Raw genomic sequence first — 24177 nt, forward strand, 5'->3', positions numbered from 1 at the left:
GGGCGTCAGTCGCGGCATCGCACGTGTCGCTCGATCCGGCACGCGCCCGATACCGTCACGCCTGCTGCCGCGCCACACTCGCGGCCCACCCGTCACCCCGCCGCACGCACGTGATCGAGCAGCGCCTGCAGCGGATGACGCACCTGCCGCGCGGACATGCGCTTCACCTGGCTGCGGCACGAATACCCGGTCGCCAGCGCTTCGCCCTCCTCTTCCGGCGCATCGACATGCGCGGCCCACGATTGCGCATAGATCGCCTGCGACGTCTGCAGGTTGCGCGCCTCGTGCCCGTAGGTCCCCGACATCCCGCAGCAGCCGGCCGCCTGAACCGCCAGGCGCAGCCCGCGACGCGCGAACACCTGTGTCCACTGCTTGCCGCTGTCCGGCGCGTTGGTTTTCTCGGTGCAATGCGGCAGCAGCCGATACGGTGCCGATACGCCGTCCGAACCCGCGCCCGCCGCTGCCTCCGGCAGCGCGTGCAGCAGCCACTCCTGCGGCAGCGCGACCTTCGGCACGTCGGCGAGCCCCGTCACCTTCAGGTATTCCTGCCGATACGTGAGCGTCATCGCCGGATCGAGGCCGACCAGCGCGACGCCTGAGCGCGCGAGCGCGGCCAGTTGGGTCGCGTTGCGAATCGCCGCCTGCTCGAACGCGCGAAGGAAGCCCTGCACGTGCAACGCCTTGCCGTTCGGCGCGAGCGGCGCGAGCCACACCTGGAAGCCCACGCGCGCGGCCAGCTCGATCAGCGTCGCCAGTTGCTCGGTATCGAAATAGCGCGTGAACGTGTCCTGCACGATCACGACACTGCGCGCGCGCTGCGCATCGCTCAGCGCGGCGAGCGCCTGCGGATCGGCCGGCCGCACGTTCCACTGCCGGAGCACGGCCGCGAGGTCGAAGCGGCTCAGCAGCGGGCTGTCGACCATGCCGACGTGCCGCTCGAGCAGCATGCGCACCCAGCCGGCGCGCATCAGGCCGTTGTACAGCGCGGGCACGCGCGCCATCCACGGCATCGTGAATTCGAGCGAGCCGATCAGGTAGTCGCGCAGCGGCCGCAGGTAGCGCTGGTGATACAGCTCGAGAAAACGCGAACGGAACTCGGGCACGTTGACCTTGACCGGGCACTGCCCCGCACACGACTTGCACGCGAGACAGCCGGCCATCGCGTCGTACACCTCGTGCGAGAAGTCGGCTTCGCCGCTGCGCGCGGCGCGGCTGTTGCGCCAGCGGGCAACGAGGCCACGCATGAACGGCTGCCGCGCGCGCGCCGCCGCGACGACGTCGATGCCGGCTTGTCCTTGCAGACGCAACCATTCGCGCATCAACGACGCGCGCCCCTTCGGCGACTGCACGCGTTCGCGCGTCACCTTCCACGACGGACACATCGCGTCGTCCGGATCGAAGTTGTAGCACGCGCCGTTGCCGTTGCAGTGCATCGCCGTGCCGTAGCTCTGCCACACGCGCTCGTCGATCTGCCGGTCGTGGTCGCCGCGCGTCGGCACTTCATCGATCTTCAGCAGCCGCAGCGTGTTGTCCGGCGGCGTCGCGATCTTGCCCGGGTTGAACTGGTTGTGCGGATCGAACGCGGCCTTCAGCTGCTGCAGCGACGGATACAGCTCGCCGAAGAACGCCGGCGCATATTCGGAGCGCACGCCCTTGCCATGTTCGCCCCATAACAGGCCACCGTGCCGCCGCGTGAGTTCGGCCACCGCGTCCGACACCGGCCGCACCAGCGCGGCCTGCCGCGGGTCCTTCATGTCCAGCGCCGGGCGCACGTGCAGCACGCCCGCGTCGACGTGACCGAACATCCCGTACTGCAGCCCGTGGCCGTCGAGCAGCGCGCGGAATTCGGCGATATACGCGGCGAGATTCTCGGGCGGCACCGCAGTGTCCTCGACGAACGGTTGCGGACGCGCCTCGCCCTGCACATTGCCGAGCAGGCCGACCGCGCGCTTGCGCATCGCGTACACGCGCTTCACCGCATCGTCGCCAGTTGCGAGCGTGTGCCCCAGCCGCTCGACGCTCGTGTCGGCGCGCAAATGCTCGACGAACGCGCGCACGCGCGCATCGACGTCGTCGGCATCGCCGCCGCTGAATTCGATCAGGTTGATGCCGAGCGTCGGACGCGCGTCGTCCTGCGGAAAATACTCGGCCACGCTGCTCCACACGAAATCCTTCATCGCAAGCATCAGCACCTTCGAGTCGACCGTCTCGATCGACAGCGGCTTGAGTTCGAGCAGCGCACGCGCATCGCGCAGCGCGTCCATGAAGCCGGCGTAGCGCACGTTGACCAGCACCGAATACTTCGGGATCGGCAGCACGTTGAGCTTCGCCTCGACGACGAAGCCGAGCGAGCCCTCGGCGCCGCACAGCACGCTGTTCAGGTTGAAGCGGCCATCTGGTTCGCGCAGGTGCGCAAGGTCATAGCCGGTCAGGCAGCGATTGAGCTTCGGAAACTTCGCTTCGATCAGCGCGGCCTTCTCGTCGCTGATGCGGCGCGCGGTGCGATACACCTTGCCGATGCGGTCCTGCCGCGCGCAGCGGCGCTCCAGTTCGTCGTCCGCGAGCGCGTCGCTGTGCAGCTGCTCGCCGCCCATCAGCACGAAGTCGAGCGCGAGCACGTGGTCGCGTGTCTTGCCGTACGTGCAGCTGCCCTGCCCGCTCGCGTCGGTGTTGATCATCCCGCCGACCGTCGCACGGTTCGACGTCGACAGCTCGGGCGCGAAAAAGAGGCCATGCGGCTTCAGCGCGGCGTTGAGCTGGTCCTTGACGACGCCCGCCTGCACGCGCACCCAGCGCTCGTCCGCGTTGATTTCCAGAATCCGGTTCATGTTGCGCGACAGATCCACGACCACACCGTCGGTCAGCGACTGCCCATTGGTGCCCGTGCCGCCGCCGCGCGCCGCCACCGCGACGTCGCGGTGCGCGGGCTCGGCCAGCAGCCGGGCCACCAGCCGGACGTCGTCCGCATGCGCGGGACAGATCACCGCTTGCGGCAGGCGCTGGTAGATCGAGTTGTCGGTGGCCTGAACCGTCCGGTCCGCATGGTCCGCGCGGATTTCCCCGGCAAATCCGGCCGCCTGCAGCGCGGCGAGAAAGTCACGGTACGCGTTCGCGGGCGGGCTGGCGGGACGGGGCAACGGGGCGATCGACATGGGGTAAAAGCGCAAGGTGGACGAACCGGTATGCTCGCGTGCTCGGAAACATGAGTTTTGAGCAAGTTTCCGCGCGACCGGGAATTCCAGTATCTTTGGAACTTCCGCGAGAAACAAACGAATTCTCATCCGGTGAATATTGCATAAAACTCATGAATTACCGTCGTCTCACCCCATCGATGTCGCTGCTGCTCGTGTTCGAGGCAGCCGCGCGGCACGAAAGCTACACGCGTGCTGCCGAGGAACTGTCGCTGAGCCAGAGCGCGATCAGCCGGCAGGTCCAGACGCTCGAGGATCAACTCGGCGTGCCGCTGTTCCGGCGCGAGGGCCGTTCCGTGAAGCTGACCGAAGTCGGGCGCCGCTACTTCGTCGAGCTGAGCGGCGCACTGGGGCGCATCCGCGGCGCGACGCTGCAGGCGATGTCCCACCAGGCGGGCGCCGGCACGCTGCGGCTCGCGACGTTGCCGACGTTCGGCTCGAAATGGCTGCTGCCGCACCTGCATGACTTCTACGCCGCGCATCCGGGCGTGACCGTGCACCTTCATTCGCGGATCGGCGCGATCGATTTCCTCAACGACGACCTCGACGCAGCCATCACCGTCGGCGCGGACGACTGGCCCGGCCTGCACGCGCATCGGCTGTACAACGAGTTCCTGATCGCGATCGCGAGCCCCGACGCGGGCAGGCGCCGCAAGGCCGAAGCACGCACGCCGGCCTGGGCCGCGCAGCAGACGCTGCTGGGCGTAACGAGCAACCAGCAGGCGTGGGCCGAATGGTTCTCGCACTATCGGCTCGACCATCGGCAGATGCGTATCGGCCCGAGCTTCGAGCTGACGTCGCACCTGATTCAGGCCGTGCGGGCCGGTATGGGGATCGGGCTGGTGCCGAAGGTGCTGGTGGAAGACGAACTGAGCCGCAACGAGCTCGTGTCGATCGGCGACGCGATTACCAGACAGCGCAGCTATTACCTCGTCTATCCGCCGGGGAACGAAACGCTGCCGTCGCTCGTCGCGTTCCGCGAATGGTTGCTGAAGTCGTGCTGAAACACCGCGGGTCAGGCCGCGATCCGATGATCGCCGGTCACGCGCGCCATTCGTAGAGAATCTGCTCGGCGAGGTAGTCGCACGGCGCACGCGCGGACTGCGCACTGCGCGCAAGCACGACCTCGAGCTCCCCCAGCGGCGGCAGCCCATGGCCCTCCGAAAGCTGAACAAGATGATCGGGAATGCAGCAACGCGCCAGCGGCGCGACGGCGAGCCCGGCCTCGACCATGCTGAGCAGCCCGAGGTAGCTCGGGCTTTCATACGACATCCGGAACGGGATGCGCTGCCGGTTCAGCGCCTTGATCGCGTGATCGCGCGCCATGCTGCCGCCGTGCGTGAAAAAGGCCACCGGCAGCGGCCGCTCTTCCCAGACGTTCCGTTTCGGCGACCCGGTCCAGACGATCGGCTCCATCCGGATCAGCTCGCCGGTCACGCCCTTGATCCGCGTGAGACACGCGAGGTCGACCGTGTTGTCCTTCAGCATCGGCACGAGTGCGCTGCTCGGCTGGCCGATCACGCGCACTTCCACACGCGGGTGCATCGCGGCGAATTTGCCGAGCACCTGCGGCAGCAGCGACGAAATGTAGTCGTCCGGCACGCCGATCGTCACGCGGCCGCGGATCTCCGGGCGCACCACCGACGCCCACGCCTCGTCGCGCATCGCCAGCATCCGGCGCCCGTATTCGGCGAGCGTCCTGCCGTCGTCGGTGGCCGTCACGTTGCGCGTATCGCGGATGAAGAGCGGCTTGCCGAGCGCATCTTCCAGCGCCTTGATCTGCATGCTCACCGCCGACGGCGACCGATGCACGGCCTGCGCGCCCTGCGCGAACGATCCGGATTCCGCAACTGCCACCACCATCGCCAGCACATCGAGGTCGAGCTTTTTCATTTCATTCAGATAATCTGATCAATCAATTCAGTTTATCCCGTTTTACTGTTTGCCTCCACGGTCGGACAATGAATCCCGTCAGCACTCGTTGCAGGAAGCGGAAAACATGCATATGTCCGGATCGCTCTACGGATTTCTCGCCATCGGCGGCATGCTCGCGGTCACGCCGGGGCCGAACATGGTCTACGTGATGTCGCGCTCGATTGCGCAAGGGCGCGCGGCCGGGCTCATTTCGCTGGCCGGCGTGATGATCGGTTACCTGTTCTACATGTTCGGCGCGGCGTTCGGCATCACGACGCTGTTCATGAGCGTGCCCTATGCGGGCAGCGTGCTGGGCGCGATCGGTGCGGCCTACCTGCTGTATCTCGCATGGCAGGCGGTCCGGCCCGGCGGCCGTTCGCCGTTCGAGGTGCGGACACTGCCGAACGAGCAGCCGCTGCGGCTGCTGGCGATGGGCGCGACGACCAGCGTGCTGAATCCGAAGCTCGCGATGCTGTTCGTGTCGCTGCTGCCGCAATTCATCGACTACCGGCAAGGCAGCGTGTTCGGCCAGTCGCTGTTTCTCGGTTCACTGCTGATCGCCGCGTTCGCGTCGGCAAACGGGCTCGTGGCGATCTGCTCGAGCAGCATCGCGAAGTTCCTGCACGGGCGCCCGATGCTGCTGCTCGCGCAGCGCTGGGCGATGGGTCTTATCCTCGGCGGCCTCGGTGTGCAGATGGTTGTCGATGCATCGAAGATGGCGGGTGTGGCGTAATGGCCGCGCGCATGTCTGACATGAAATCGGCCAGCCGGCGCTTCACTGCCGGCCGTCACGCACATCAAGCTTTGAACGCGCCGTCGATGCAGCGCAATCACTTCGTCAGCAGTTCGGCTTCCAGCTCGCGCAACCGCTCCGGAAACCGGACGCGCAGCACCAGGAACCACCCGAGCCCGATCGCCAGCAGCGCGACGAACACATAAGGCAGCCATGCGTAGACGCCTTCCGGCACCGGATACACGCTGCCGGCGAGCGGAATCGCGAGCAGCACGACCGCAACGACGCTGATCGCCACGTGCCGCGCGCGAAGCTTGCGCTGCCGGTGCAGATAGAGCGGCGCGCCGATCGCGACCAGCACGTAGGCGAGCAGCCAGCCATACGTTGCGATCGAGCTGAGATAGCCGTACGAATCGAGCAGCGCCGTGCCCCGCGCCGTCGACACCAGCGCGGTCGCGAGCGCCAGCGCCGCAATCAACGCGACTGCGACGTGCGGCGTCGCATTCGTCTCGTGCGCACGCCCGGTCGACGCATGCAGCACACCCTGCCGCCCGAACGTGTAGACGATCCGCGCCGCCGCATTGATCGACGAGAAGAACGCCGCGAAGAAGCTCAACGCCACCCCCGCGTCGATCAGCACGCCGATCCACCCTGCGCCCAGTCGATGCGCCAGCACCGCGAGCGGGCCGTCAACGCGGTCGAGCGGCGGCGTCTGGCCGTGGAACGCGCTCACCATTCCGTATGCGCCGATCACGAACAGGATCGCGGGCCCGACCACGCTGATCAGCACCGCGCGCGGAATCGCGCGAAACGGATCGCGCGCCTCGGCGCCGAGCACGGTCGCGCTCTCGAAACCCGTGAAGCTGAAGAACGCGAGCACCATCCCGAGCTGAAGCTGCGTCGGCTTCACGCCTTCGAGCGTCAGCTGTGCGCGATCGACCGGATGCGTGCCGAACGCGATCGTCGCGATCACGACACCGGCGATCAGCAGCAACGTCGCGAGTTCGACGAGCAGCGTGAAGCGCGTGGAAAGCCGGATGTCGCGAAACGCGATATACCACGCGGCGAACGCGGTCACGATCGTGAGGCCCAGCACCGTGCCGACCGGCGTCGCGCTGCCGAGCAGCCCCGTTTCGCGGCCGAGCACGAGAAACGTGTTGATCGTCCCCTGCAGGATGCCCGCTGCTGCCACCGCATAGGCAATCAGCAGCGACCAGCCGCAGATGGCGCCCCAGATCGGTCCGATGCCGGCCGACACGTACGCGTACAGCGCGCCCGGCGACGCCGAATCCCGCGCGAACACCGAGATGCTCCACGACGAGAACAGCAGCGCAACGATGGCGAACACGTATGCAAGCCACGTGCCGTTACCGGCCGTCGCGAATACGGCAGGGATCAGCACGCCGATCCCGCCCGACACGCCGACGAGCCCGATCGATTGCGCGATCAGTTCGGGCAGGCTCAGGTAGTTGCGCCGCAGGCCGCCCGCCTGCGGCGCGGCGTCTTGCGCAGGGAGCGCCCGCGCGGATGTTGCTGGATAACTCATCGATTTGTCTCGTCAGGGATGAACCGGTGCGGAGTGCGCCGCGTCGGCGTCGGCGGCTGCCCGTCAATTCCAGGAATGGCGCGCAGGCTTCACGCCGTTGAGGTAGTAGTTGCCGATCGCGTGGTACTTCCAGCGCACCGGGTCGTGCAGCGTGTGCACGCGCGCGTTGCGCCAGTGGCGGTCGAAGTTGTATTTCGCCAGCGTCGATTTGCTGCCGCCGAGTTCGAACAGCTTGCTCGCGGCAAGCAGCGACACCTCGGTCGTCGCGATCTTCGCCTCGCCGACCGCGATAGCGGCCTGCGCGACCGCCTCCTCGCCCGGCTCGTGCTTTGCCGCGTCGACGAAGCGCCCCGAGCGCGCGAGCAGCGCTTCGGCCGCATGCAGGCGGTACGCGATATCGCCGATCTGCGCGACCGTCAGCGGGTCCTCGCTCGCGCGTTCGACGCCGCTGTCGATCCACGGGCGCGCATGCTGCCGCACGAACGCGATCGTGTCCTGCAGCGCGGCGCGCGCGATGCCGAGGTCGATCGCGGCGGTCGTGATCTGCGCGAACGGGCCCGCGATGGTCGGGCGGTCGTACGAACGCTGCGTGTGGAAGATCTCGAACGGGCTCACGCGCACGTTCTCGACGATCACCGTGCCGCTCGCGGTCGTGCGTTGCCCGAAGCCGCTCCAGTCGTCCACCACGGTCAGCCCCGGCGCGCCCTGCCGCACGAACGCGAGCACCGCCTGGTCCGACTCGTCGAGCGCGAGCACCGGAATCCAGTGCGCGAACAGCGTGCCGGTCGAATAGAACTTGCGGCCGTTCAGCACGAACGCGTCGCCGTCGCGGCGCACGCGCGTCTGGATATCGAGCACATTCTTGCCGCCGGCCTCGGAAAACGCATTGCCGTAGCGCGTGCCCTTCAGAACGAGATCGAAGAAGAAGCGCTTCTGCGCGTCGCTGCCTTCGAGGCGGATGTCCTCGATCAGGCAGTAGTGGTTCTGCGGGATCTGGCCGACCGACGGGTCCGCCTGCGACACGATCGCGATCACTTCGGAGAGCGTCACGCTCGACACCTCCGCGCCGCCGTATTCGCGCGGGACGGTGATGCCCCACAGGCCGCTCGACGAGAACAGTTCGATCTCGTCGAACGGCAGTTTCCGCTCGCGGTCGCGCAGCGCGGCGTGCTCCGCCAGTCGCGCCGCGACCTGGTGCGCGACGTCGATCGCTTCGGCGTCGGAGCCGATGACGGGAACGGACGTAGCGCCCGCTTGCGATTGCGTGTTTTCTTCGATGATTTCCGTCGACATGTAATTTCCGGCAAAGCCCATGAATCGGTTGGCGACGCCGTGCAGGCAGCCGCCGACCTCCTGTTTCGAGATCCGAAACGTCAAACCGGGTACGCACACGATGGTCGCCGCCGGCGCACCCTTCGATCGCCCGGCGCGGCCCGCGTGACCGCCTGCGACTCGCTGGCCGCCTACATCACGCGGCGACTGCCTGCTGCTGCTGCGCCTCGAGTTCGCGCACGAGCGGCAGCACGCTCTGGCCGAAGTACTCGACTTCCTCGATGAAATGCAGGAACCCGGCGAGCACGAGATCGACGCCGATCGCCTTCAGCGCGACGATCCGCTCGGCGATCTGTTGCGGCGTGCCGATCAGGTTCGTGCGGAAACCGTCGTTGTACTGCACGAGATCCTCGAACGTGGATTTCGCCCAGTTGCCCTCGCCTTCCGGCGACGCCTTGCCGGCTTCCTTCGCCGCATCGCCAAACGCGTGCACGGCCTCGACGTGCGCGTGCCGGACGATGTCGTCGAGCACGGCCCGCGCCTCTTCCTCGGTGTCGCGCGCGATCACGAACGCGTTGACGCCGATCCGCACGCGGTGGTTGTTTGCGGCGGCCTTCGCTCGGATGTCGTCGATCTGCGCCTTAAGGTTCTCCGGTGTATTGCCGTTCGTGAAGTACCAGTCCGACACGCTGGCCGCGTTGTCGCGCGCCGCACGCGAACTGCCGCCCTGGAAGATCTCCGGGTGCGGTTTCTGCACGGGCTTCGGGCTCAGCGTGTAATCGTTGAAGCGGTAGAAGTCGCCCTTGAACGTGAAATTGTCCTGCGTCCAGATGCCCTTCAGCGCCTGAATGAACTCCTTCGAACGCCGATAGCGCTCGTCGTGCTCGAGCCACGGCTCGCCGATCGCAGTGAATTCACCCTTGAACCAGCCGCTGACGACGTTGATCGCGATGCGTCCGTTCGAAATGTGGTCGATCGTTGCGAGCTGCTTTGCGACCACGGCCGGATGCCACGGCCCCGGCAGGATCGCCGCGAGCACCTTCAGCTTGGTGGTCGCGTGCAGCAGCGCCTGGCTGAACGAGACCGACTCGTGCTGGTGTTCGGCGCCATAGCCGGCCGTGAAGCGGATCTGGCTCAACGCGTAGTCGAAGCCGGCCGCCTCGGCCGTGCGCGCGAGCTTCTGGTTGTATTCGAGGCTCCAGTCGGTACGCTGCTCGATCGTGCTGACGACGAGTCCGCCGCTGACGTTCGGCACCCAGTACGCGAATTTGACGCCGTCGGCCGGAGATTTGTGAATGCTCATGAGAGGTCCTGATCGAAGGGGGAAACGAAAGACGGGCTATGCGGCCGCGGCGGCAACCGTTCGCGGGCGCAGTTGCGGCACCGCACGGCCCACCGCGAGCGCGATGCGTGCGCGCAATGCGGGGTTCGCGAATTCGTCGTGGTCGAAATCGCTTTCGGCTACGTACTCGCCGATCTGCAGCGTGCGTGACGGACGTTGCAGGCCGCCCGATAGGGCGACCACGCCGAGGGTGTTGCTCATGCCATGCGTTCCCGTTGTCGAGCCGCGCGTTGCCGCGCCGATACGGTGTCGGGTTCGCAAGGAGCGTGCCATTGTCGACGGATGCGCGATCGTGAATATCATCTGCATCACGAAGTTTTATTCAATCGCCCGTCGGGCAAGGCTTACGCGGGTAAATAGCCCGTCATGGAAAGCGTTTCACCAATCGCATCGCATCGATATTCCACTGCGCGATGAACCGGCGGAAACACCTTTGCTGATGCGCTGCTGCTCAATCAGCAGTTTCGTGCCCTTCGTTCGTCGGACCGCTGCGACCGGACACCGTTGCATCCTGCACAGCAATCCGGCTTTCGTTATCAGAAATCGATGTTTCCCGTCCGGCCCAAAACACTGAACACTCCGATGATCAGGCAGCAACCGGACCGCGGCGCCAGTCGACGCTGGTTCGAACCGTTCGATCGACTCACGCCTTCATCGCCATGACTTCCCTGTTTGCAACGCCGCGTCCTGTCAATCTTCGTGTCGTCACCGCGCAGCCGGACGAATCGCGCAGCGCGCCCGTTCTCGAGCGCTCCACGCACCATGTACGGGCCCGCGCCCGCGCGCCCGTGTTCGTCGACCCGCGTTCGCTCGCGCTGCTCGAACGCGTGCGGCTCGTCGCGCCGAGCGACGCAAACGTGCTGATCGTCGGCGAGACCGGCACCGGCAAGGAATTGATCGCGCGCCAGGTGCACGACGGCAGCCATCGTTGCGGCGGCCCGTTCGTCGCCGTGAACTGCGGCGCGCTGTCGGACACGCTCGTCGACAGCGAACTGTTCGGTCACGAGAAAGGCGCATTCACGGGCGCGGTCGGCGCCAAGCCCGGCTGGTTCGAAGCCGCGAACGGCGGCACGCTGTTTCTCGACGAAATCGGCGATCTGCCGCTGTCGATGCAGGTCAAGCTGCTGCGCGTGCTGCAGGAGCGCGAGGTCGTGCGGCTCGGCTCGCGCACGGGCATTTCGATCGACGTGCGCGTAGTGGCCGCGACCAACGTCGACTTGCAGCAGGCGGTGATGGACGGACGGTTTCGCGGCGACCTGTTCTATCGGCTCAATGTCGTGCGGCTCGACGTGCCGAGGTTGCGCGAACGGCCGGGCGACATCCTGCCGCTCGCGCGCCACTTCTTCGACGAGTACCGCAGCCGCCTCGGCCATGGGCCGCGCAGCATCGACCCGCGCGCGGCGCGCCGGCTCGAAGCACATTCGTGGCCCGGCAATATCCGCGAACTGGAGAACGTGATCCATCACGCGCTGCTGGTGAGCCGCCACGATGCGCTGCAGGACACCGACCTGAACCTGTCGTCGTCATGCGTGCCGGCCGTGGCTGCCGGTGTGCGGGAAGCGGCGGGCCGCGTGCCCGCTCAAGAGGCGCTCGAACTGGCACTGTGCGCGCTGTTCGACGAGTCGCACGAAAACCTGTTCGAACGCATCGAGGATACCGTGATGCGGGTCGCGTTCGATTTCAGTCACCGCAACCAGATCCAGGCCGCGCGACTGCTCGGCATCAGCCGGAACGTGTTGCGTGCGCGGCTGATTCGCGCGAAGGCGATCGCGGCGGTCAAGTAAGCGCGATCGCGCGGCTGCATGCGGTGCCGCGAATCGGCAATGCGGGCGGCGGACGCTTCGGCTCGTCGCAATTCATCGCCGACATGCGCTGGCGAAGCCGATGCGCCACTCGCCTCCGCAACGGCGAGCAGCGCGTGGTCCGGCCGCTCGCCGTGCGGTACGCCACTATTTCCCGATGCCGCCCGTCACGCCGCCGAGCAACGATGTAACGGGCGCGAGCGGATTCGCCGAGGAACCGGCTCCGCCCGCCGCGCCACCGAGCGTGCCGGTAATCGTCGACACGAGATTCGTCACCGGCGCCAGCGGGCTCGCCGCACCGGCACCGTTCGTGCCGCCGAGCGCACCGGTCAGCGACCCGAGCGGCGTCGAGCCGAGCCCCGACAGCAAGCCGCCGAGCGGGCCGGACGCGCTCGAACCGTTCGACGGACCGTTCTGCACGGTGGCAACGGAAGCGCCCGCGAGACTCACGATCAGCCCGGGAATCGGCGCGACGCCGTTCGGACCGTTGTAGTTCACGAGTCCACCCGCGTTCGTGACGGTATTGCCGACTGCGCCGACGAGCGCCGCCACCGACCCGAAGGCCGGTTGTGACGAAATGGATCCGATCCGCGAGCCCGTCGTCCCCAGCGCGCTGCCGACCTGCCCGAGCAAGCCGGCCACCGGCTGCCCGAGGCCCGCGGTCGCGCCGATCTGCTGCGTCGCCTGACCGGCCGTGATGACCAGCGGCGTAACGGCCGAACTGAGCGGCTGCGTGACCTGCTGCACGGCGCCCGATGCCAGTGTCGCGCCGACCGTGTTGCCCGCCGCGCCGAGTCCGCCGGCCACGGTGTCGAGCACCGCGCCGACGGGTGTCGTCACCGGCGCGAGCGGCCCCGAGCCGAGCGCGCGGACGGTCTGCGCGAGGCCCGCAACCGGATTCGCCGTCGCGCCGACGACGTCGCCGAGGCCGGCGACCGTCGTACCGACCGGGTTGGACGTCGAACCGATCTTGCCAAGCCCTTCGCTGAGCGCGTTGGCCGCGGCGCGCGTAATCGTGCTGACGCTCGAGATCGTGTCGCCTGCGCTGCGCGTCACGGTATTCCCGAGTACCGGCAACGACAGCCCGCTGACGGTCGAGCCGACGCCGATCGCGAGCGCGCCGGCAGTACTCACGACGCCGCGCGTGCCGGGGGCGCCGCTGGTGCCCCAACCGCCGTCCGGGGTGTTGCTGCCGGGCGTATTGCCGCCGCTCGTTGCGCCGCTGGCGCTCGCTGCCGCGCTCGACGGCGCGGCGACGTCGTTGCCGCCACAGGCGGCCAGCATGCCGGCGGCGGCGAGCAACGCCGCGGACGTGACAAGGCTGGTTCGATACATGATGGTCTCCTCGCGGTCCAGGCGATGGAATGTTCGATTGCGGACCGGGGGAGAAACAGCATTTTCCATGCCATCGGCGCCAATCGAACGGGCCTTCCGGCCGCCACGCCAGCATCCGCGCGCCCGTGCAAGCGCCTGCCCGCGATCACGACCGATACGTTTCCGGCCCATGAGCGGGTCTGTTTTCGTTACATTCGTGCTACGAATGCTTCGATGTTACGTAACGCCGGCCGCGGCACGCCGCATTCGGCACGCCGCCTACCATACACAGTACGAAACCCGACGGCACCGCATGCGTGCCGCCGGGACTCGGCCCACCGTCAGGAACCCGTCGCCATGAAAAAGCTCGTGAACCACCCGTCCGCCGTCGTGCGCGAAATGCTCGAAGGCATCGCGCGGCAGTCGCCGCATGTCGCGATCCTCGGCGACGAGCAAGTGCTCGTGCGCCAGCCGCTGCCCGAGCCGTCGCAGCGTCTCGTCGCAATCCTGTCCGGCGGCGGTAGCGGTCACGAGCCCGCGCACGGCGGCTATGTCGGCGAAGGGATGCTGAGCGCGGCCGTCTGCGGCGAGGTGTTCACGTCGCCGCCGACCGACGCCGTGCTCGCCGCGATCCGCGCGTGCGCCGGCCCGAACGGCGCGCTGCTCGTCGTGAAGAACTACACGGGCGATCGCCTCAATTTCGGGCTGGCTGCCGAACTCGCGCGCGCCGAGGGTATTCCGGTGGAGACCGTGATCGTCGCCGACGACGTGTCGCTGCGCGGCCGCGTCGAGCGCGGGCAGCGACGCGGAATCGCGGGCACCGTGCTGATCCACAAGCTGGCTGGCGCGGCCGCCGCGCGCGGGTTGCCGCTTGCTCGCGTCGCGGCGATCGCGCGCGACGCGGCGGCCGAACTCGGTACGATGGGCGTCGCGCTCGACGGCTGCACGATCCCCGGCGCCGACAAGTCGGGGTTCAGCCTCGCCGACCACGAGATCGAGCTCGGCCTCGGCATCCACGGCGAGAAAGGCGTCGAACGCACCGCGCCACTGGCGGCCGACGCGTTGGTCGAGACACTGCTGTCGAGCATCGTCGCCGACCTCGTGCTCGATCGCGGCGAACGCGTCGCGCTGCTCGTCAACGGTCTCGGCGCGACGCCGGACATGGAGCTGGCGATCGTGCTGCGCGCCGCGTACGACAACCTGAGCCGGCGCGGCATCACCGTCGCGCGGGCGTGGGGCGGCACGTTCCTGTCCGCGCTGGACATGCCCGGTTGCTCGATCTCGCTGCTGCGGCTGAACGACGAACGCGTGGCCCTGCTCGACGCGCCGACGCAGGCGCGCGCATGGCCCGGCGGCGGCGCGGTCAACGCGCAGATCCGGGTGGCCGCGCCAGCCGAGTCCGACCAGCCGCTGCCGCCGCTCGATGCGGCCGGCCACGCGTGGGCTGCGCGGCTGCAGCCGGCGCTGCACGCAATCGCGCAAGCGTTGATCGACAACGAAGCGACGTTGACGGAGCTCGACACGGCCGCCGGCGACGGCGATCTCGGTGCGAGCATGCATCGCGCCGCGCAGGCGATCCTCGCGTTGCCGGAAGCCGCGTACGGCACGCCGGCCGGCATGCTCGCGGCGCTGGGCACCGCGTTGCGCCGCGCGATCGCGGGCAGCTCGGGGCCGTTCTATGCGACCGCGCTGCTGCGCGCGTCGCGGCGGCTCGCCGATGCCGCGGATAGCGCCGCACCGTCGGCGCGCGACTGGGCTGCGGCATTGCGCAGCGCGGTGGATGCGATCTCCGAACTGGGCGGCGCATGTGCCGGCGACCGGACGATGCTCGATGCGCTGGTGCCGGCCGCCGATGCGTTCGATCGCGCGCTCGATGATGATCGCGACCCAGCTGGCGCATTGGCGCAAGCCATCGAGGCAGCGGAGCACGGCGCGCAACGAACGGCCGGCATGACGCCGCGCGCGGGGCGTGCGAGCTATCTCGGCGAACGCGCGATCGGCACGCCGGATGGCGGCGCGGTGGCGGTCGCATACTGGCTGCGCGCGTTGCTGCCGCACGTGCGCTAAACAGCGGGCGAGGGCCGCACGAGCCAACGCGCGCACGCCCTCGTGCGAGATGTACGTTCCACTCGGAGGCCTGATCGCTGCCCCGCACGATCACGCGATCGAACGCATTGTGGCCCCGGCGCGGCAACGCCGGAACAGGCAATGACGCGCTCCGCGTGTCGCGAACCGGGGAATGCACACGCCCGCGATCGTCGCGAGCGCGGCGTTGCATGCGGCATGCGTCGTCTCCGCACCGATGCACACGCGCACCGCGTTCGGCCGCTCGGTGCCGCCGACGAGGAACGGATCGGGCGACGTCACCGCGATGTCTCCGTCGTTGCTTCCACATGGTCGCTCAGAAAGAGTGCAATCGCGTGCGGAACCCTGACGGTGCGGCGCGCGTGGCGCGATCCGGTCGGTCCGCATGGCCAGTGCGCGGTCATCCAGGGTCGCCTTGTGCTTACAACCTCCCTACAACCCTGTAGCTGACCGCCAACCCGCCGCGTGCGATCGCCGCGTTCGAGCCAGATTGCAGGCGATACATAAGAATCCGCCGCACGCTTGCAACCCGACAACTTGACCATCCCCGGATCCACCGCCTAAATTGCTCGTTGCAGATCGGCGCCCCGGCGTGCGGCATGACATGCGGATGACAAAAACGATAGTTTGCTATCGAATATTTTTGCCCCTATCATCTCGCCCATGACCAACCTGCACGACCTCCGCCTCGCCGTCAGCAGCCTGCTGGTGCTCACCGCGCGCAAATGGCGCCGCACGAGCGACGCCATGTTGACTGCGTACAACGTGTCCGAAGCCTGCGCGACGCCGTTGCTGATTGCCGGCCGCCTCGGCGAAGGCGTGCGCCAGGGCACGCTCGCCGAACACGTCGGCATCGAGGGGCCGTCGCTCGTGCGCCTGCTCGACCAGCTGTGCGCGGCCGGCCTCGCTCGCCGCGACGAGGATCCGCACGACCGCCGCGCGAAGACGATCTCGCTGACGGCCGCCGGCCGCGCGGTCACCGCGAAGATGGAGGAAGACCTGCGCGTGCTGCGCGCCCAGGTGCTCAAGGGCGTCACGCGTGCCGATCTCGAAGCGACGCTGCGCGTGCTGAATGCGTTCAATGCGGCCGATGCGCACCATCCGGCATCGCGTCCGCCTCACCCCGCCGATTCCGCGTCATGACCTATCCGAGCCTTCGCGACTGGCTGTTCTCGGGCAAGACGTTCGCCGCGTCGATGCTGGCGTTGTATCTCGGCCTGTATTTCCAACTGCCGCGCCCTTACTGGGCAATGGCGAGCGTCTACATCGTGTCGAACCCGTTCGTCGGCGCCACGCGCTCGAAGGCGCTGTATCGCGCGCTCGGCACCGCGCTCGGCGCGGCCGCCGCGATCCTGTTCGTGCCGCCGTTCGTCGAGACACCGTTCCTGTTCAGCATCATCGTCGCGACGTGGTGCGGCACGCTGCTCTACCTCGCGATTTCCGACCGCACCGCGCGCAGCTACGTGTTCATGCTCGCCGGCTATACGATGCCGCTGGTCGCGCTGCCGACGGTGACCGATCCGTCGACGATCTTCGACGTCGCGATCGCGCGGACCGAGGAAATCGTGCTCGGCATCGTGTGCGCGAGCGTGGTCGGCAGCGCCGTGTTCCCGAACCGGCTCGCGCCGACGCTGATCGAGCGCACCGACGCATGGTTCAAGGACGCCGCGTTCTACGGCCGCGAAACGCTGTCGGGGCACATCGCGGGCAAGGCGCTGTCGGCATGCCGGCAACGCCTCGCCGCGACCATCACCGGCCTCGAATTCCTGCTGAGCCAGCTGAGCTACGACCATGCGCACCCGCGCGTGCTCGCCCGTGCGCAGGCGCTCGCGGGCCGCATGCAGCTGTTCCTGCCGCTGATGTCCTCGCTCGCCGATCCGCTGATCGCGCTGATGCGCGACCTGCACGTGCGACCGCCGGCCCTCGACGCGCTGCTCGCCGACGCGGCAAAGTGGTTCGACGCGCCGTTGCCGGCCGTGAAGGCCGGCAGCGACGGCGATGTGGCCCACGATCCGGTGGCGGACAACCTGCGCGAGCGCATCGCGTCGCTGCAGCCGTCCGACAGCGCGCTTGCGAGCTGGGACGGCGCGCTGCTGTCGAACGCGCTGTGGCGGCTGCATCAGGTCATCGACATCTGGCAGGACTGCCGCTCGCTGCGCGCGCTGATCGCGAACGAGTCGGGCGTCTGGCAGCCGCGTTACCGACACTGGCGGCTCGGCGGCACCGAGCGCTTCTTCGATCGCGGGATGATGCTGTTCTCGACGCTCACCGTCGTGCTCGCGATCGTGTGCGCATGCTCGCTGTGGATCTCGTCAGGCTGGCACGACGGTGCCGCAGCCGTCACGCTCGTGGCCGTGTCGTGCAGCTTCTTCGCCGCGCTCGACGAACCCGCGCCGCTGGTGTTCAAGTTCTTTCTGTCGACGGCCGCGAGCGTCGTGTTCGCCGGGCTGTACCTGTTCGTCGTGCTGCCGCACGTGCACGATTTCCCGATGCTCGTGCTCATGTTCGCGGGGCCGTTCATCCTGATCGGCACGCTGCTGCCACGCCCGCAGTTCAACATGGTGACGATGCTCGTCGCGGTGAACACCGCCACCTTCATCAGCATCCAGAGCGCGTACGATGCCGATTTCTTCGTGTTCCTGAACAGCAACCTCGCGGGCGTCGCCGGGCTGCTGTTCGCGTACGTGTGGACGCGCGCGACGCGTCCGTTCGGCGCGGAACTCGCGGTGCGGCGCCTGCTGCGTTCGGGCTGGGAAGACGTCGCGCGCTCCGCGTCGACGCAGCCGCTCGACGACCAGCGCAACCACGCGTCGCGCATGCTCGATCGCGTCACGCAGCTGCTGCCGCGCCTCGGCGCGTCGGACGACCACCGTCATCCGTCGATCGAGAGCTTCCGCGACCTGCGCATCGCGCTGAACGCGCTCGACCTGCGCCGCTCGCGCCGCAAGCTGACAGGCGACGTGCCCGACGCGATCGACCGCGTGCTGGCCGGCGTCACCGATCACTACGCGCGCTGCGCGGCCGCGAATGCGCGACAGCCTGCACCGCCGGCGCTGCTCGGATTGATCGACGACGCGCTGCAGCGCGTGGCCGGCCGCAACCTGCCCGGCGCGTCGGCCGTATCGGCGGGCGACGGCACGACGCACGACGCTCCCGCGGCGCCGTCCACGCCCGCGACACACCGCCGGCTGCGCGATACGCTGCACGCGCTCGTCGGCCTGCGCCTGTCGCTGTACCCGGCCGCGTCCGCGCAGCCGCCGCATGCCGCACCGGACGGAGCGCGCGCATGATCCCGCTTTCCAACCTGTCTTTCCGACCGCGACCATGATCGGCGAAATCGACATCTTCGGCGTATACGTGCCGGCTCCGCTCGTGCTGATGCTGATCGCTTACCTGATCAACATCGTCGTGCGCGCGCTGCTCGAACGCGTCGGCTTTTACCGCCTCGTCTGGCACCGTTCGATCTTCGACCTCGGCATCTACGTGTTCGTGCTTGCCGCGGTCGTCATCGTGTCTCACCATCTCGTGGCTAGCTAACCATGAAAAAAACCTGGCTCTCGGCAGGGCAGATCCTGCTCACCCTGATCGTCGTCGTCGTGGCCGCCCTCGTCCTGTGGCGGATCATCAACTACTACATGTTCTCGCCGTGGACACGCGACGGCCACGTACGCGCCGACGTGATCCAGGTCGCGCCCGACGTGTCGGGGCTCATCACCGCGGTGCAGGTCGCCGACAACCAGGAGGTGAAGCGCGGCCAGGTGCTGTTCGTGATCGACCAGGCCCGCTACACACTCGCGGAGCGGCTGGCCGAAGCGACGCTCGCGCAACGCCGCGCGACGCTCGCTCAGGCGAAGCGCGAATATGCGCGCAACCTGCAACTCGGCAACCTGGTCGCAAGCGAGCAGGTCGAGGAAAGCCGCACGCGCGTCGAGCAGGGCGAAGCCGCCGCCGCCGATGCACAGGTGTCGCTCGACACCGCGAAGCTCAATCTGCAGCGCACGACGATCGTGAGCCCGGTCGACGGCTACCTGAACGACCGCGCGCCGCGCGTCGGCGAATACGTGCCGGCCGGCCGCGCGGTGCTGTCCGTTGTCGACCGCAACTCGTTCCGCGTCGACGGCTACTTCGAGGAAACCAAGCTGCGCGGCATCCATATCGGCCAGCCGGTCGACATCGTCGTGATGGGCGAGCCGCATCCGCTGCGTGGCCATGTACAGAGCATCGTCGCCGCGATCGAGGATCGCGACCGCACGCAAGGCGCGAACCTGCTGCCGAACGTGAACCCCGCATTCAGCTGGGTGCGGCTCGCGCAGCGCGTGCCGGTGCGCGTCGTGCTCGACGAGGTGCCAGACGACTTCCGGATGATCGCCGGTCGCACCGCGACCGTCGCGGTGCGCACCCACACGCGCCGCGACGACGATGCGAAGCCGGCCGCCGGCGCCTCCACGGCAGCCGTGCCGCCTGCGGCATCCGCACACGCGGCCGTCGGCGCGACGGGAGCATCGCAATGAAGCAGCACGGCTTGCGCCTTGCGGCGGCACTCGCGCCGCTCGCGCTCGCACTCGGCGCGTGCAAATCCGCCGGCCCCGACTACAAGCTGCCGCAGCAGGCATACGTGAATGCGCCGCTCGCGAACCACGCGCTCGACGACGCGAACGGTACGCTCGTGTCGCGCGATGCGGTGCCCGGCAACTGGTGGCAGCTGTACGACGATCCCGTGCTCGATGAACTCGTGCGCAGTGCGCTGAAATCGAACACCGACCTGCGCGTCGCCGCGGCCAACCTCGCGCGTTCGCGCGCAGCGCTGGAAGTCGCGAACGAGCAAGGCGGCTTCTCCGGCAGCGCGGAAGCAGCCGTGCAGCGTGCGCAGGAATCGGCCGAGCAATATCTGCTCGAAAACAAGCTGCCGGTCGTGAACGAAGGCGCGGTCGGCATCAGCGTGTCATACGAGCTCGATCTGTTCGGCAAGCTGCGGCGCGGCGTCGAGGCCGCGCGCGCGGACAGCGAAGCCGTGCAAGCGGCCGCCGACCTCGCGCGCATCACCGTCGTCGCAGACGTCGTGCGTGCGTACGTCGAATCGTGCTCCGCCGGCGACGAACTCGCGATCGCGAAGCAGTCGCTCGCGTTGCAGCAGCAACGCGTGAAGCTGTCGCAGCGCCTGCGCGATGCGGGACGCGGCAACCAGACCGACGTCACGCGCGGCGTCACGCAGGTGCGCACGCTCGCGGCCGACATCCCGCGCTTCGAAGGGCGCCGCAAGATCGCGCAATACCAGCTCGCCGCGCTGCTCGCGCGTTCGCCCGCCGACCTGCCGAAGGCGGTCGCCGAATGCGAGCGCCTGCCGAAGCTGCGCCAGCCCATTCCGATCGGTGACGGTGCCGCGCTGCTGCGCCGCCGTCCCGACGTTCGCGAAGCCGAGCGGCAGCTCGCCGCCTCGACCGCTCGGATCGGTGTCGCGACCGCCGCGCTGTATCCGTCGATCAGCATCGGCGCGTCCGCCGGTTCGGTCGGCGTCGCCGCTGACCTGTTCTCTTCCAACACGAATCGCTGGTCGTTCGGACCACTGATCAGCTGGTCGTTTCCGGTCAACGGCCAGCGCGCGCGCGTGCGCGAAGCGGAGGCGGCGACCGGCGGCGCGCTCGCGCACTTCGACGGCGTCGTGCTGAACGCGCTGCGCGAAACGCAGTCGAGCCTCGCGACCTATGCGGCCGACGTGCAGCGCGCCGACGCGCTGCGCACGGCCTACGAATCGGCGCGCAGTTCCGCTGATGAAACGCACCGCCTGTATACCGCCGGCCGCGAGTCGTTCATTTCGGATCTCGATGCGACGCGCACGCTGACGAGCGTGCGTGCGCAGGTCGCCGCAGCCGAAGGCCAGGTCGCCGCCGACCAGGTGAAGTTGTTCCTCGCGCTCGGCGGTGGATGGGAAGGCGGTGGAACGGCCGCTGCGGCGCAGCAGACCTCGGCGGCGGGTGCGCCGGCTGCTGCGCCGGCCGCTGTAAAGTAAGCGCGGAGGGCGGCACGGCGTACACGACACGCCTGTTGTCGCGCAGCATCGAGCGCGGTTTCGCATGTCGAGTATGCCGATGCCGACGTCGCGCTTCACCTGCATTGCCGGTAAACTCGTCCGCGGTTTCCGCCATTCGCGCGCCGCCCGCCGGGCGGCCCCTTTCCCGGAGAGTCATCATGCGCATCAGCGCCCGCAATCAATTCGCCGGCCAGATCAGCGCCGTCAAGCCCGGTGCCGTCAACGACGAAATCACGCTGCGTACCGAGGACGGCCTCGACATCGTCGCCGTGATCACGCACGGAAGCGTCGCATCGCTCGGTCTCGCGGCCGGGGCGGATGCCTTCGCGCTCGTCAAGGCATCGTCGGTGATCGTGATGGTCGACGTCGGCAGCAGCAAGGTGTCGGCGCGCAACTGTATCGCGGGCACCGTGTCGTCGATCGCGAAGGGCGCGGTCAATTCGGAAGTCGTGATCAAGGCCGCAGGTGGTGCGGAAATCGTCGCGATCGTCACCAACGACAGCGTCGATCGTCTCGGCCTCGCAAGCGGCAAGGCCGCGTCCGCGCTCTTCAAGGCGTCGAGCGTGATCGTTGGGGTCGAGTGATCGATCGATTGCCATGACGTCCCGCCATTCGCCGCGCCCGAGGGGCGCGCAACGCGCGGCCGGCGTGCAGGCGCACACGATGACGTCTGCGCTCGAGCATGCGCATCGACGCATATTGCTAGCGCTGCTGTCCGGCGCGGCCGACGCCGATTCCCCGGATGCAAATCTGTTCGGTAAGCTCGTTGCGGCACGTGCATGCCGCAATGAGCTCGCGCTGCTCGGCCTGTCTCCCGCCCAGTTGAGCGGCCTGCTCGAGCGCCAGTTTCCGTACCTGAATTCCACCGATGCGGCCGCACTCGTGCCGGTGGTCACCATCGCACCGCTGCCGGCCGTGCACGCCCGGTTCGTCGCGACGCTGCACGCGCTGCTGATGCGGGATGCGCATCCCGCCGTCGCGCACGACGATGCCGACTGCGTCGCTGCAATCATCGCGCATGCGTGCCTGCGCCCCGATCACCTGTGGCGCGATCTTGGTCTTGACGGACGCGACGCAGTAACCGCGATGCTCGATCGCTTTTTCCCCGCGCTCGCCGCACGCAATGTCGCGCAGCTGCGCTGGAAGAAATTCCTCGCCCAGGAAGTGGCCGCATCGCTCGGCCTCCCGCCGGGGCCCGCGCCCGGATGCCCGGGCTGTGAGGATTTCGGATTCTGCTTTCCCCCGGGACGATAGTCGCGACCGCGGCCTGCGCGGCTTGCCGGTGCGCATCGTTTGACCGATGATGCGCGACAGCCGTCCGCGCGTTTTCCCGCGCGTTCGTTCGACCGCTACGCTCGTTGGAGAAACAACCGTGACCGACTTTGCGAGTCCCAATCTGCCGTCGCGTGATTTCGAAGCCACGTCGCTGTTCTACGCAAAGCTCGGGTTCGTCGAAACCTGGCGCGACGATGGCTGGATGATCCTCAGACGTGGCGATCTGCTGCTGGAATTCTTTCCACATCCCGGTCTCGATCCGGCCACGAGCTGGTTCAGCTGCTGTTTCCGGCTCGCTGACGTCGGTACGTTTTTCGACGAGGTACTCGCCGCCGGCATTCCGGAGCAGACGACCGGCTGGCCACGCGCGCATCGACCGAAGCGCGAAGCATGGGGCGGTACCGTCGGCGCATTGATCGACCCGGACGGGTCGTTGATCCGATTGATTCAGACGGAAGACTGAGTCGCAACCGGCCGGCCGCATCGAACAACGCCGACGCGGCACCGCCGGCACCCGATAACGTCCCCATAAACTGGTACCTTTGCGATGCGCATCGCACGCAGTGTGCGTCGTTCTTCTTTGCCGCGCAATCAGTGCCGATGGCGGTGGTGAATGTCCGGGAAATGCGCGTGACTGTGCGTGATGGGCAAGTGCACGTGCGGATGCGTGTGCGGTGCATCGCCGTCGTACGGAAAATCGTGCGTGTGCTGATGATGTTCGTCGTGCCGATGCCGGTGCGTATGCTCGAGTCGGTCGTGCGCGTGCTCGTGTTCGTGCCGTTCACGCACGTGCAACCAGATGCCGAGCGCCATCAACGCAGCCGCGATCCAGAACGTGACGGACGGCAGAGCCGGCCAGATCAGCAACGACAGCACGACACCGAACAGCGGCGCCACCGAAAAATACGCACCCGTGCGCGCGCTGCCGAGATGGCGAAGCGCCACGACGAACAACACGAGACTGATCCCGTAGCCGCCGAGGCCGGTCAGCATCGCGGCGGCCGCGGCCGGAATGGCGGGCAGCGCCGCGCCGGTCGCGAGCGCGATACCGATGTTCACGGGCCCGGCGACCACGCCTTTCGCGCACGCGATGACCATCGCATCGTTCGCGGCGACCTTGCGGGTCAGGTTGTTGTCGATCGCCCAGCACAGGCATGCGCCGGCAATCAGCAACGCGCCAACCGGCACGCCCGCGCGCCCCGGGCCCCACGACAGCAGCGTGCCGCCGGCGACGATCGCAACCATGCCGAGAAACACCTGAAGATCCACGTTCTCGCGAAACACGACCCACGCGATGACCGCCGTCAGCACGCCTTCAAGATTGAGCAACAACGCACTCGTCGCAGCCGGTGTGCTCGACAGCCCGAGCATCAGCAGCGCCGGGCCCGCGACACCGCCGGCCGCGATCGCGCCGGCGAGCCACGGCAGGTCCGAGCGTTGCAGCGGCGCGGCGTTCTCGGCCGGCGTGGGGCGGCGGTGCAACCCGCGCAGCAGGATCCCGACGCCGAGGCCGATCCCGCTGCCGAGATAGAACAGGCCGGCGACCATGAACGGTGACATCGCGCCGATCAGTGCCTTGGCTAGCGGCGTCGCGGCGCCGAACAGCGCGGCGGCCGTGAGCGCGACGAGAATCGCGGAATGTCTCGGATTCATGATGCGGTCTTTGCGTAGAGCG

The 24177-nt window shown here is 68.1% G+C and carries 19 protein-coding genes and 2 pseudogenes; 12 read left to right on the forward strand and 9 right to left on the reverse strand.

What is annotated here, in order from left to right:
* Positions 1 to 92: 92 nt before the first annotated feature.
* A complete protein-coding gene (ydiJ, locus tag WS75_RS19580; RefSeq protein WP_059682273.1) occupies positions 93 to 3152 on the reverse strand; it encodes a D-2-hydroxyglutarate dehydrogenase YdiJ in 3060 nt (1019 codons plus the stop codon).
* Positions 3153 to 3304: 152 nt separating this feature from the next.
* Here ydiJ and WS75_RS19585 point away from each other — a divergent pair, with 152 nt between their 5' ends.
* Positions 3305 to 4195 carry a LysR substrate-binding domain-containing protein gene (locus WS75_RS19585; protein WP_059682275.1) on the forward strand — a complete coding sequence of 297 codons (891 nt, stop codon included), beginning with the start codon at positions 3305 to 3307 and terminating at the stop codon, positions 4193 to 4195.
* Positions 4196 to 4232: 37 nt separating this feature from the next.
* On the opposite strand, the gene WS75_RS19590 is transcribed toward WS75_RS19585, so the two are convergent.
* A complete protein-coding gene (locus WS75_RS19590) occupies positions 4233 to 5084 on the reverse strand; it encodes a LysR substrate-binding domain-containing protein (RefSeq protein WP_059682276.1) in 852 nt (283 codons plus the stop codon).
* 106 nt (positions 5085 to 5190) lie between these two features.
* Between WS75_RS19590 and WS75_RS19595 the strand changes: the two genes are divergently transcribed.
* Positions 5191 to 5838 carry a LysE family translocator gene (locus WS75_RS19595; protein WP_059682358.1) on the forward strand — a complete coding sequence of 216 codons (648 nt, stop codon included), beginning with the start codon at positions 5191 to 5193 and terminating at the stop codon, positions 5836 to 5838.
* Positions 5839 to 5935: 97 nt separating this feature from the next.
* Here the strand turns inward: WS75_RS19595 and WS75_RS19600 are convergent, their stop codons facing one another.
* The 4 genes and pseudogenes from WS75_RS19600 to WS75_RS33705 form a co-directional block, all read right to left on the reverse strand.
* Positions 5936 to 7384, reverse strand: coding sequence for an APC family permease (locus WS75_RS19600; protein WP_059682278.1), 1449 nt, complete (start codon positions 7382 to 7384; stop codon positions 5936 to 5938).
* A 63-nt stretch (positions 7385 to 7447) separates the two neighbouring features.
* Positions 7448 to 8677 carry an SfnB family sulfur acquisition oxidoreductase gene (locus tag WS75_RS19605; protein ID WP_059682360.1) on the reverse strand — a complete coding sequence of 410 codons (1230 nt, stop codon included), beginning with the start codon at positions 8675 to 8677 and terminating at the stop codon, positions 7448 to 7450.
* A 175-nt stretch (positions 8678 to 8852) separates the two neighbouring features.
* Positions 8853 to 9959 carry a dimethylsulfone monooxygenase SfnG gene (sfnG, locus tag WS75_RS19610; protein WP_059682280.1) on the reverse strand — a complete coding sequence of 369 codons (1107 nt, stop codon included), beginning with the start codon at positions 9957 to 9959 and terminating at the stop codon, positions 8853 to 8855.
* 36 nt (positions 9960 to 9995) lie between these two features.
* A pseudogene (locus tag WS75_RS33705) lies at positions 9996 to 10148 on the reverse strand (FMN reductase); the annotation flags it as partial.
* A 509-nt stretch (positions 10149 to 10657) separates the two neighbouring features.
* On the opposite strand from WS75_RS33705, the gene WS75_RS19620 reads away from it, so the two are divergent.
* Complete coding sequence (locus tag WS75_RS19620; protein WP_082729666.1) at positions 10658 to 11782, forward strand: sigma-54 interaction domain-containing protein; 1125 nt, start codon at positions 10658 to 10660, stop codon at positions 11780 to 11782.
* Positions 11783 to 11947: 165 nt separating this feature from the next.
* Here WS75_RS19620 and WS75_RS19625 read toward each other — a convergent pair whose 3' ends face one another.
* Positions 11948 to 13135 (reverse strand): collagen-like triple helix repeat-containing protein, encoded by a 1188-nt coding sequence (locus tag WS75_RS19625; protein ID WP_059682286.1) that lies wholly within the window; start codon positions 13133 to 13135, stop codon positions 11948 to 11950.
* A gap of 336 nt (positions 13136 to 13471) precedes the next feature.
* On the opposite strand from WS75_RS19625, the gene dhaL reads away from it, so the two are divergent.
* Entirely contained in the window at positions 13472 to 15181 is a 1710-nt protein-coding gene (gene dhaL / locus WS75_RS19630; RefSeq protein ID WP_059682288.1) for a dihydroxyacetone kinase subunit DhaL, read from the forward strand.
* Positions 15182 to 15271: 90 nt separating this feature from the next.
* Here the strand turns inward: dhaL and WS75_RS19635 are convergent.
* Positions 15272 to 15487, reverse strand: a pseudogene (locus WS75_RS19635) (hypothetical protein); the annotation flags it as partial.
* A gap of 375 nt (positions 15488 to 15862) precedes the next feature.
* Here WS75_RS19635 and WS75_RS19640 point away from each other — a divergent pair.
* The 8 genes from WS75_RS19640 (at position 15863) to WS75_RS19675 (ending at position 22965) form a co-directional block, all read left to right on the forward strand.
* The gene (locus WS75_RS19640) at positions 15863 to 16342 is read left to right on the forward strand and encodes a MarR family winged helix-turn-helix transcriptional regulator (protein WP_059682293.1); all 480 of its coding nucleotides are present in this window, start codon (positions 15863 to 15865) and stop codon (positions 16340 to 16342) included.
* The gene (locus WS75_RS19645; RefSeq protein WP_059682294.1) at positions 16339 to 18489 is read left to right on the forward strand and encodes an FUSC family protein; all 2151 of its coding nucleotides are present in this window, start codon (positions 16339 to 16341) and stop codon (positions 18487 to 18489) included. The genes WS75_RS19640 and WS75_RS19645 overlap by 4 nt, the downstream gene beginning before the upstream one ends.
* Positions 18490 to 18523: 34 nt before the next feature.
* Entirely contained in the window at positions 18524 to 18736 is a 213-nt protein-coding gene (locus tag WS75_RS19650; protein WP_059682296.1) for a DUF1656 domain-containing protein, read from the forward strand.
* 2 nt (positions 18737 to 18738) lie between these two features.
* Positions 18739 to 19710: an efflux RND transporter periplasmic adaptor subunit gene (locus WS75_RS19655; protein WP_059682298.1), complete on the forward strand. Its 972-nt coding sequence runs from the start codon at positions 18739 to 18741 to the stop codon at positions 19708 to 19710.
* Positions 19707 to 21206: an efflux transporter outer membrane subunit gene (locus WS75_RS19660; RefSeq protein ID WP_059682300.1), complete on the forward strand. Its 1500-nt coding sequence runs from the start codon at positions 19707 to 19709 to the stop codon at positions 21204 to 21206. The genes WS75_RS19655 and WS75_RS19660 overlap by 4 nt, the downstream gene beginning before the upstream one ends.
* A gap of 179 nt (positions 21207 to 21385) precedes the next feature.
* Positions 21386 to 21811 (forward strand): TOBE domain-containing protein, encoded by a 426-nt coding sequence (locus WS75_RS19665; RefSeq protein ID WP_059682302.1) that lies wholly within the window; start codon positions 21386 to 21388, stop codon positions 21809 to 21811.
* Between the two features lie 79 nt (positions 21812 to 21890).
* Positions 21891 to 22481: a nitrogen fixation protein NifQ gene (locus WS75_RS19670; protein WP_059682362.1), complete on the forward strand. Its 591-nt coding sequence runs from the start codon at positions 21891 to 21893 to the stop codon at positions 22479 to 22481.
* A 118-nt stretch (positions 22482 to 22599) separates the two neighbouring features.
* Positions 22600 to 22965, forward strand: a complete 366-nt coding sequence (locus tag WS75_RS19675; protein WP_059682304.1) for a bleomycin resistance protein — start codon at positions 22600 to 22602, stop codon at positions 22963 to 22965.
* Positions 22966 to 23093: 128 nt separating this feature from the next.
* On the opposite strand, the gene WS75_RS19680 is transcribed toward WS75_RS19675, so the two are convergent.
* Entirely contained in the window at positions 23094 to 24155 is a 1062-nt protein-coding gene (locus tag WS75_RS19680) for a DMT family transporter (RefSeq protein WP_059682306.1), read from the reverse strand.
* Positions 24156 to 24177: the final 22 nt, after the last annotated feature.

Source organism: Burkholderia sp. FL-7-2-10-S1-D7, assembly GCF_001524185.1.
Lineage (GTDB): Bacteria > Pseudomonadota > Gammaproteobacteria > Burkholderiales > Burkholderiaceae > Burkholderia > Burkholderia diffusa.

Coding starts and splice junctions, on each gene's coding strand:
- WS75_RS19590 (WP_059682276.1), bottom strand. CDS start 5,084: ATGAAAAAGCTCGACCTCGATGTGCTGGCGATGGTGGTGGCAGTTGCG.
- WS75_RS19650 (WP_059682296.1), top strand. CDS start 18,524: ATGATCGGCGAAATCGACATCTTCGGCGTATACGTGCCGGCTCCGCTC.
- WS75_RS19640 (WP_059682293.1), top strand. CDS start 15,863: ATGACCAACCTGCACGACCTCCGCCTCGCCGTCAGCAGCCTGCTGGTG.
- WS75_RS19625 (WP_059682286.1), bottom strand. CDS start 13,135: ATGTATCGAACCAGCCTTGTCACGTCCGCGGCGTTGCTCGCCGCCGCC.
- WS75_RS19645 (WP_059682294.1), top strand. CDS start 16,339: ATGACCTATCCGAGCCTTCGCGACTGGCTGTTCTCGGGCAAGACGTTC.
- sfnG (WP_059682280.1), bottom strand. CDS start 9,959: ATGAGCATTCACAAATCTCCGGCCGACGGCGTCAAATTCGCGTACTGG.
- WS75_RS19585 (WP_059682275.1), top strand. CDS start 3,305: ATGAATTACCGTCGTCTCACCCCATCGATGTCGCTGCTGCTCGTGTTC.
- WS75_RS19600 (WP_059682278.1), bottom strand. CDS start 7,384: ATGAGTTATCCAGCAACATCCGCGCGGGCGCTCCCTGCGCAAGACGCC.
- WS75_RS19655 (WP_059682298.1), top strand. CDS start 18,739: ATGAAAAAAACCTGGCTCTCGGCAGGGCAGATCCTGCTCACCCTGATC.
- WS75_RS19670 (WP_059682362.1), top strand. CDS start 21,891: ATGACGTCTGCGCTCGAGCATGCGCATCGACGCATATTGCTAGCGCTG.
- ydiJ (WP_059682273.1), bottom strand. CDS start 3,152: ATGTCGATCGCCCCGTTGCCCCGTCCCGCCAGCCCGCCCGCGAACGCG.
- WS75_RS19665 (WP_059682302.1), top strand. CDS start 21,386: ATGCGCATCAGCGCCCGCAATCAATTCGCCGGCCAGATCAGCGCCGTC.
- WS75_RS19605 (WP_059682360.1), bottom strand. CDS start 8,677: ATGTCGACGGAAATCATCGAAGAAAACACGCAATCGCAAGCGGGCGCT.
- WS75_RS19660 (WP_059682300.1), top strand. CDS start 19,707: ATGAAGCAGCACGGCTTGCGCCTTGCGGCGGCACTCGCGCCGCTCGCG.
- WS75_RS19680 (WP_059682306.1), bottom strand. CDS start 24,155: ATGAATCCGAGACATTCCGCGATTCTCGTCGCGCTCACGGCCGCCGCG.
- dhaL (WP_059682288.1), top strand. CDS start 13,472: ATGAAAAAGCTCGTGAACCACCCGTCCGCCGTCGTGCGCGAAATGCTC.
- WS75_RS19620 (WP_082729666.1), top strand. CDS start 10,658: ATGACTTCCCTGTTTGCAACGCCGCGTCCTGTCAATCTTCGTGTCGTC.
- WS75_RS19595 (WP_059682358.1), top strand. CDS start 5,191: ATGCATATGTCCGGATCGCTCTACGGATTTCTCGCCATCGGCGGCATG.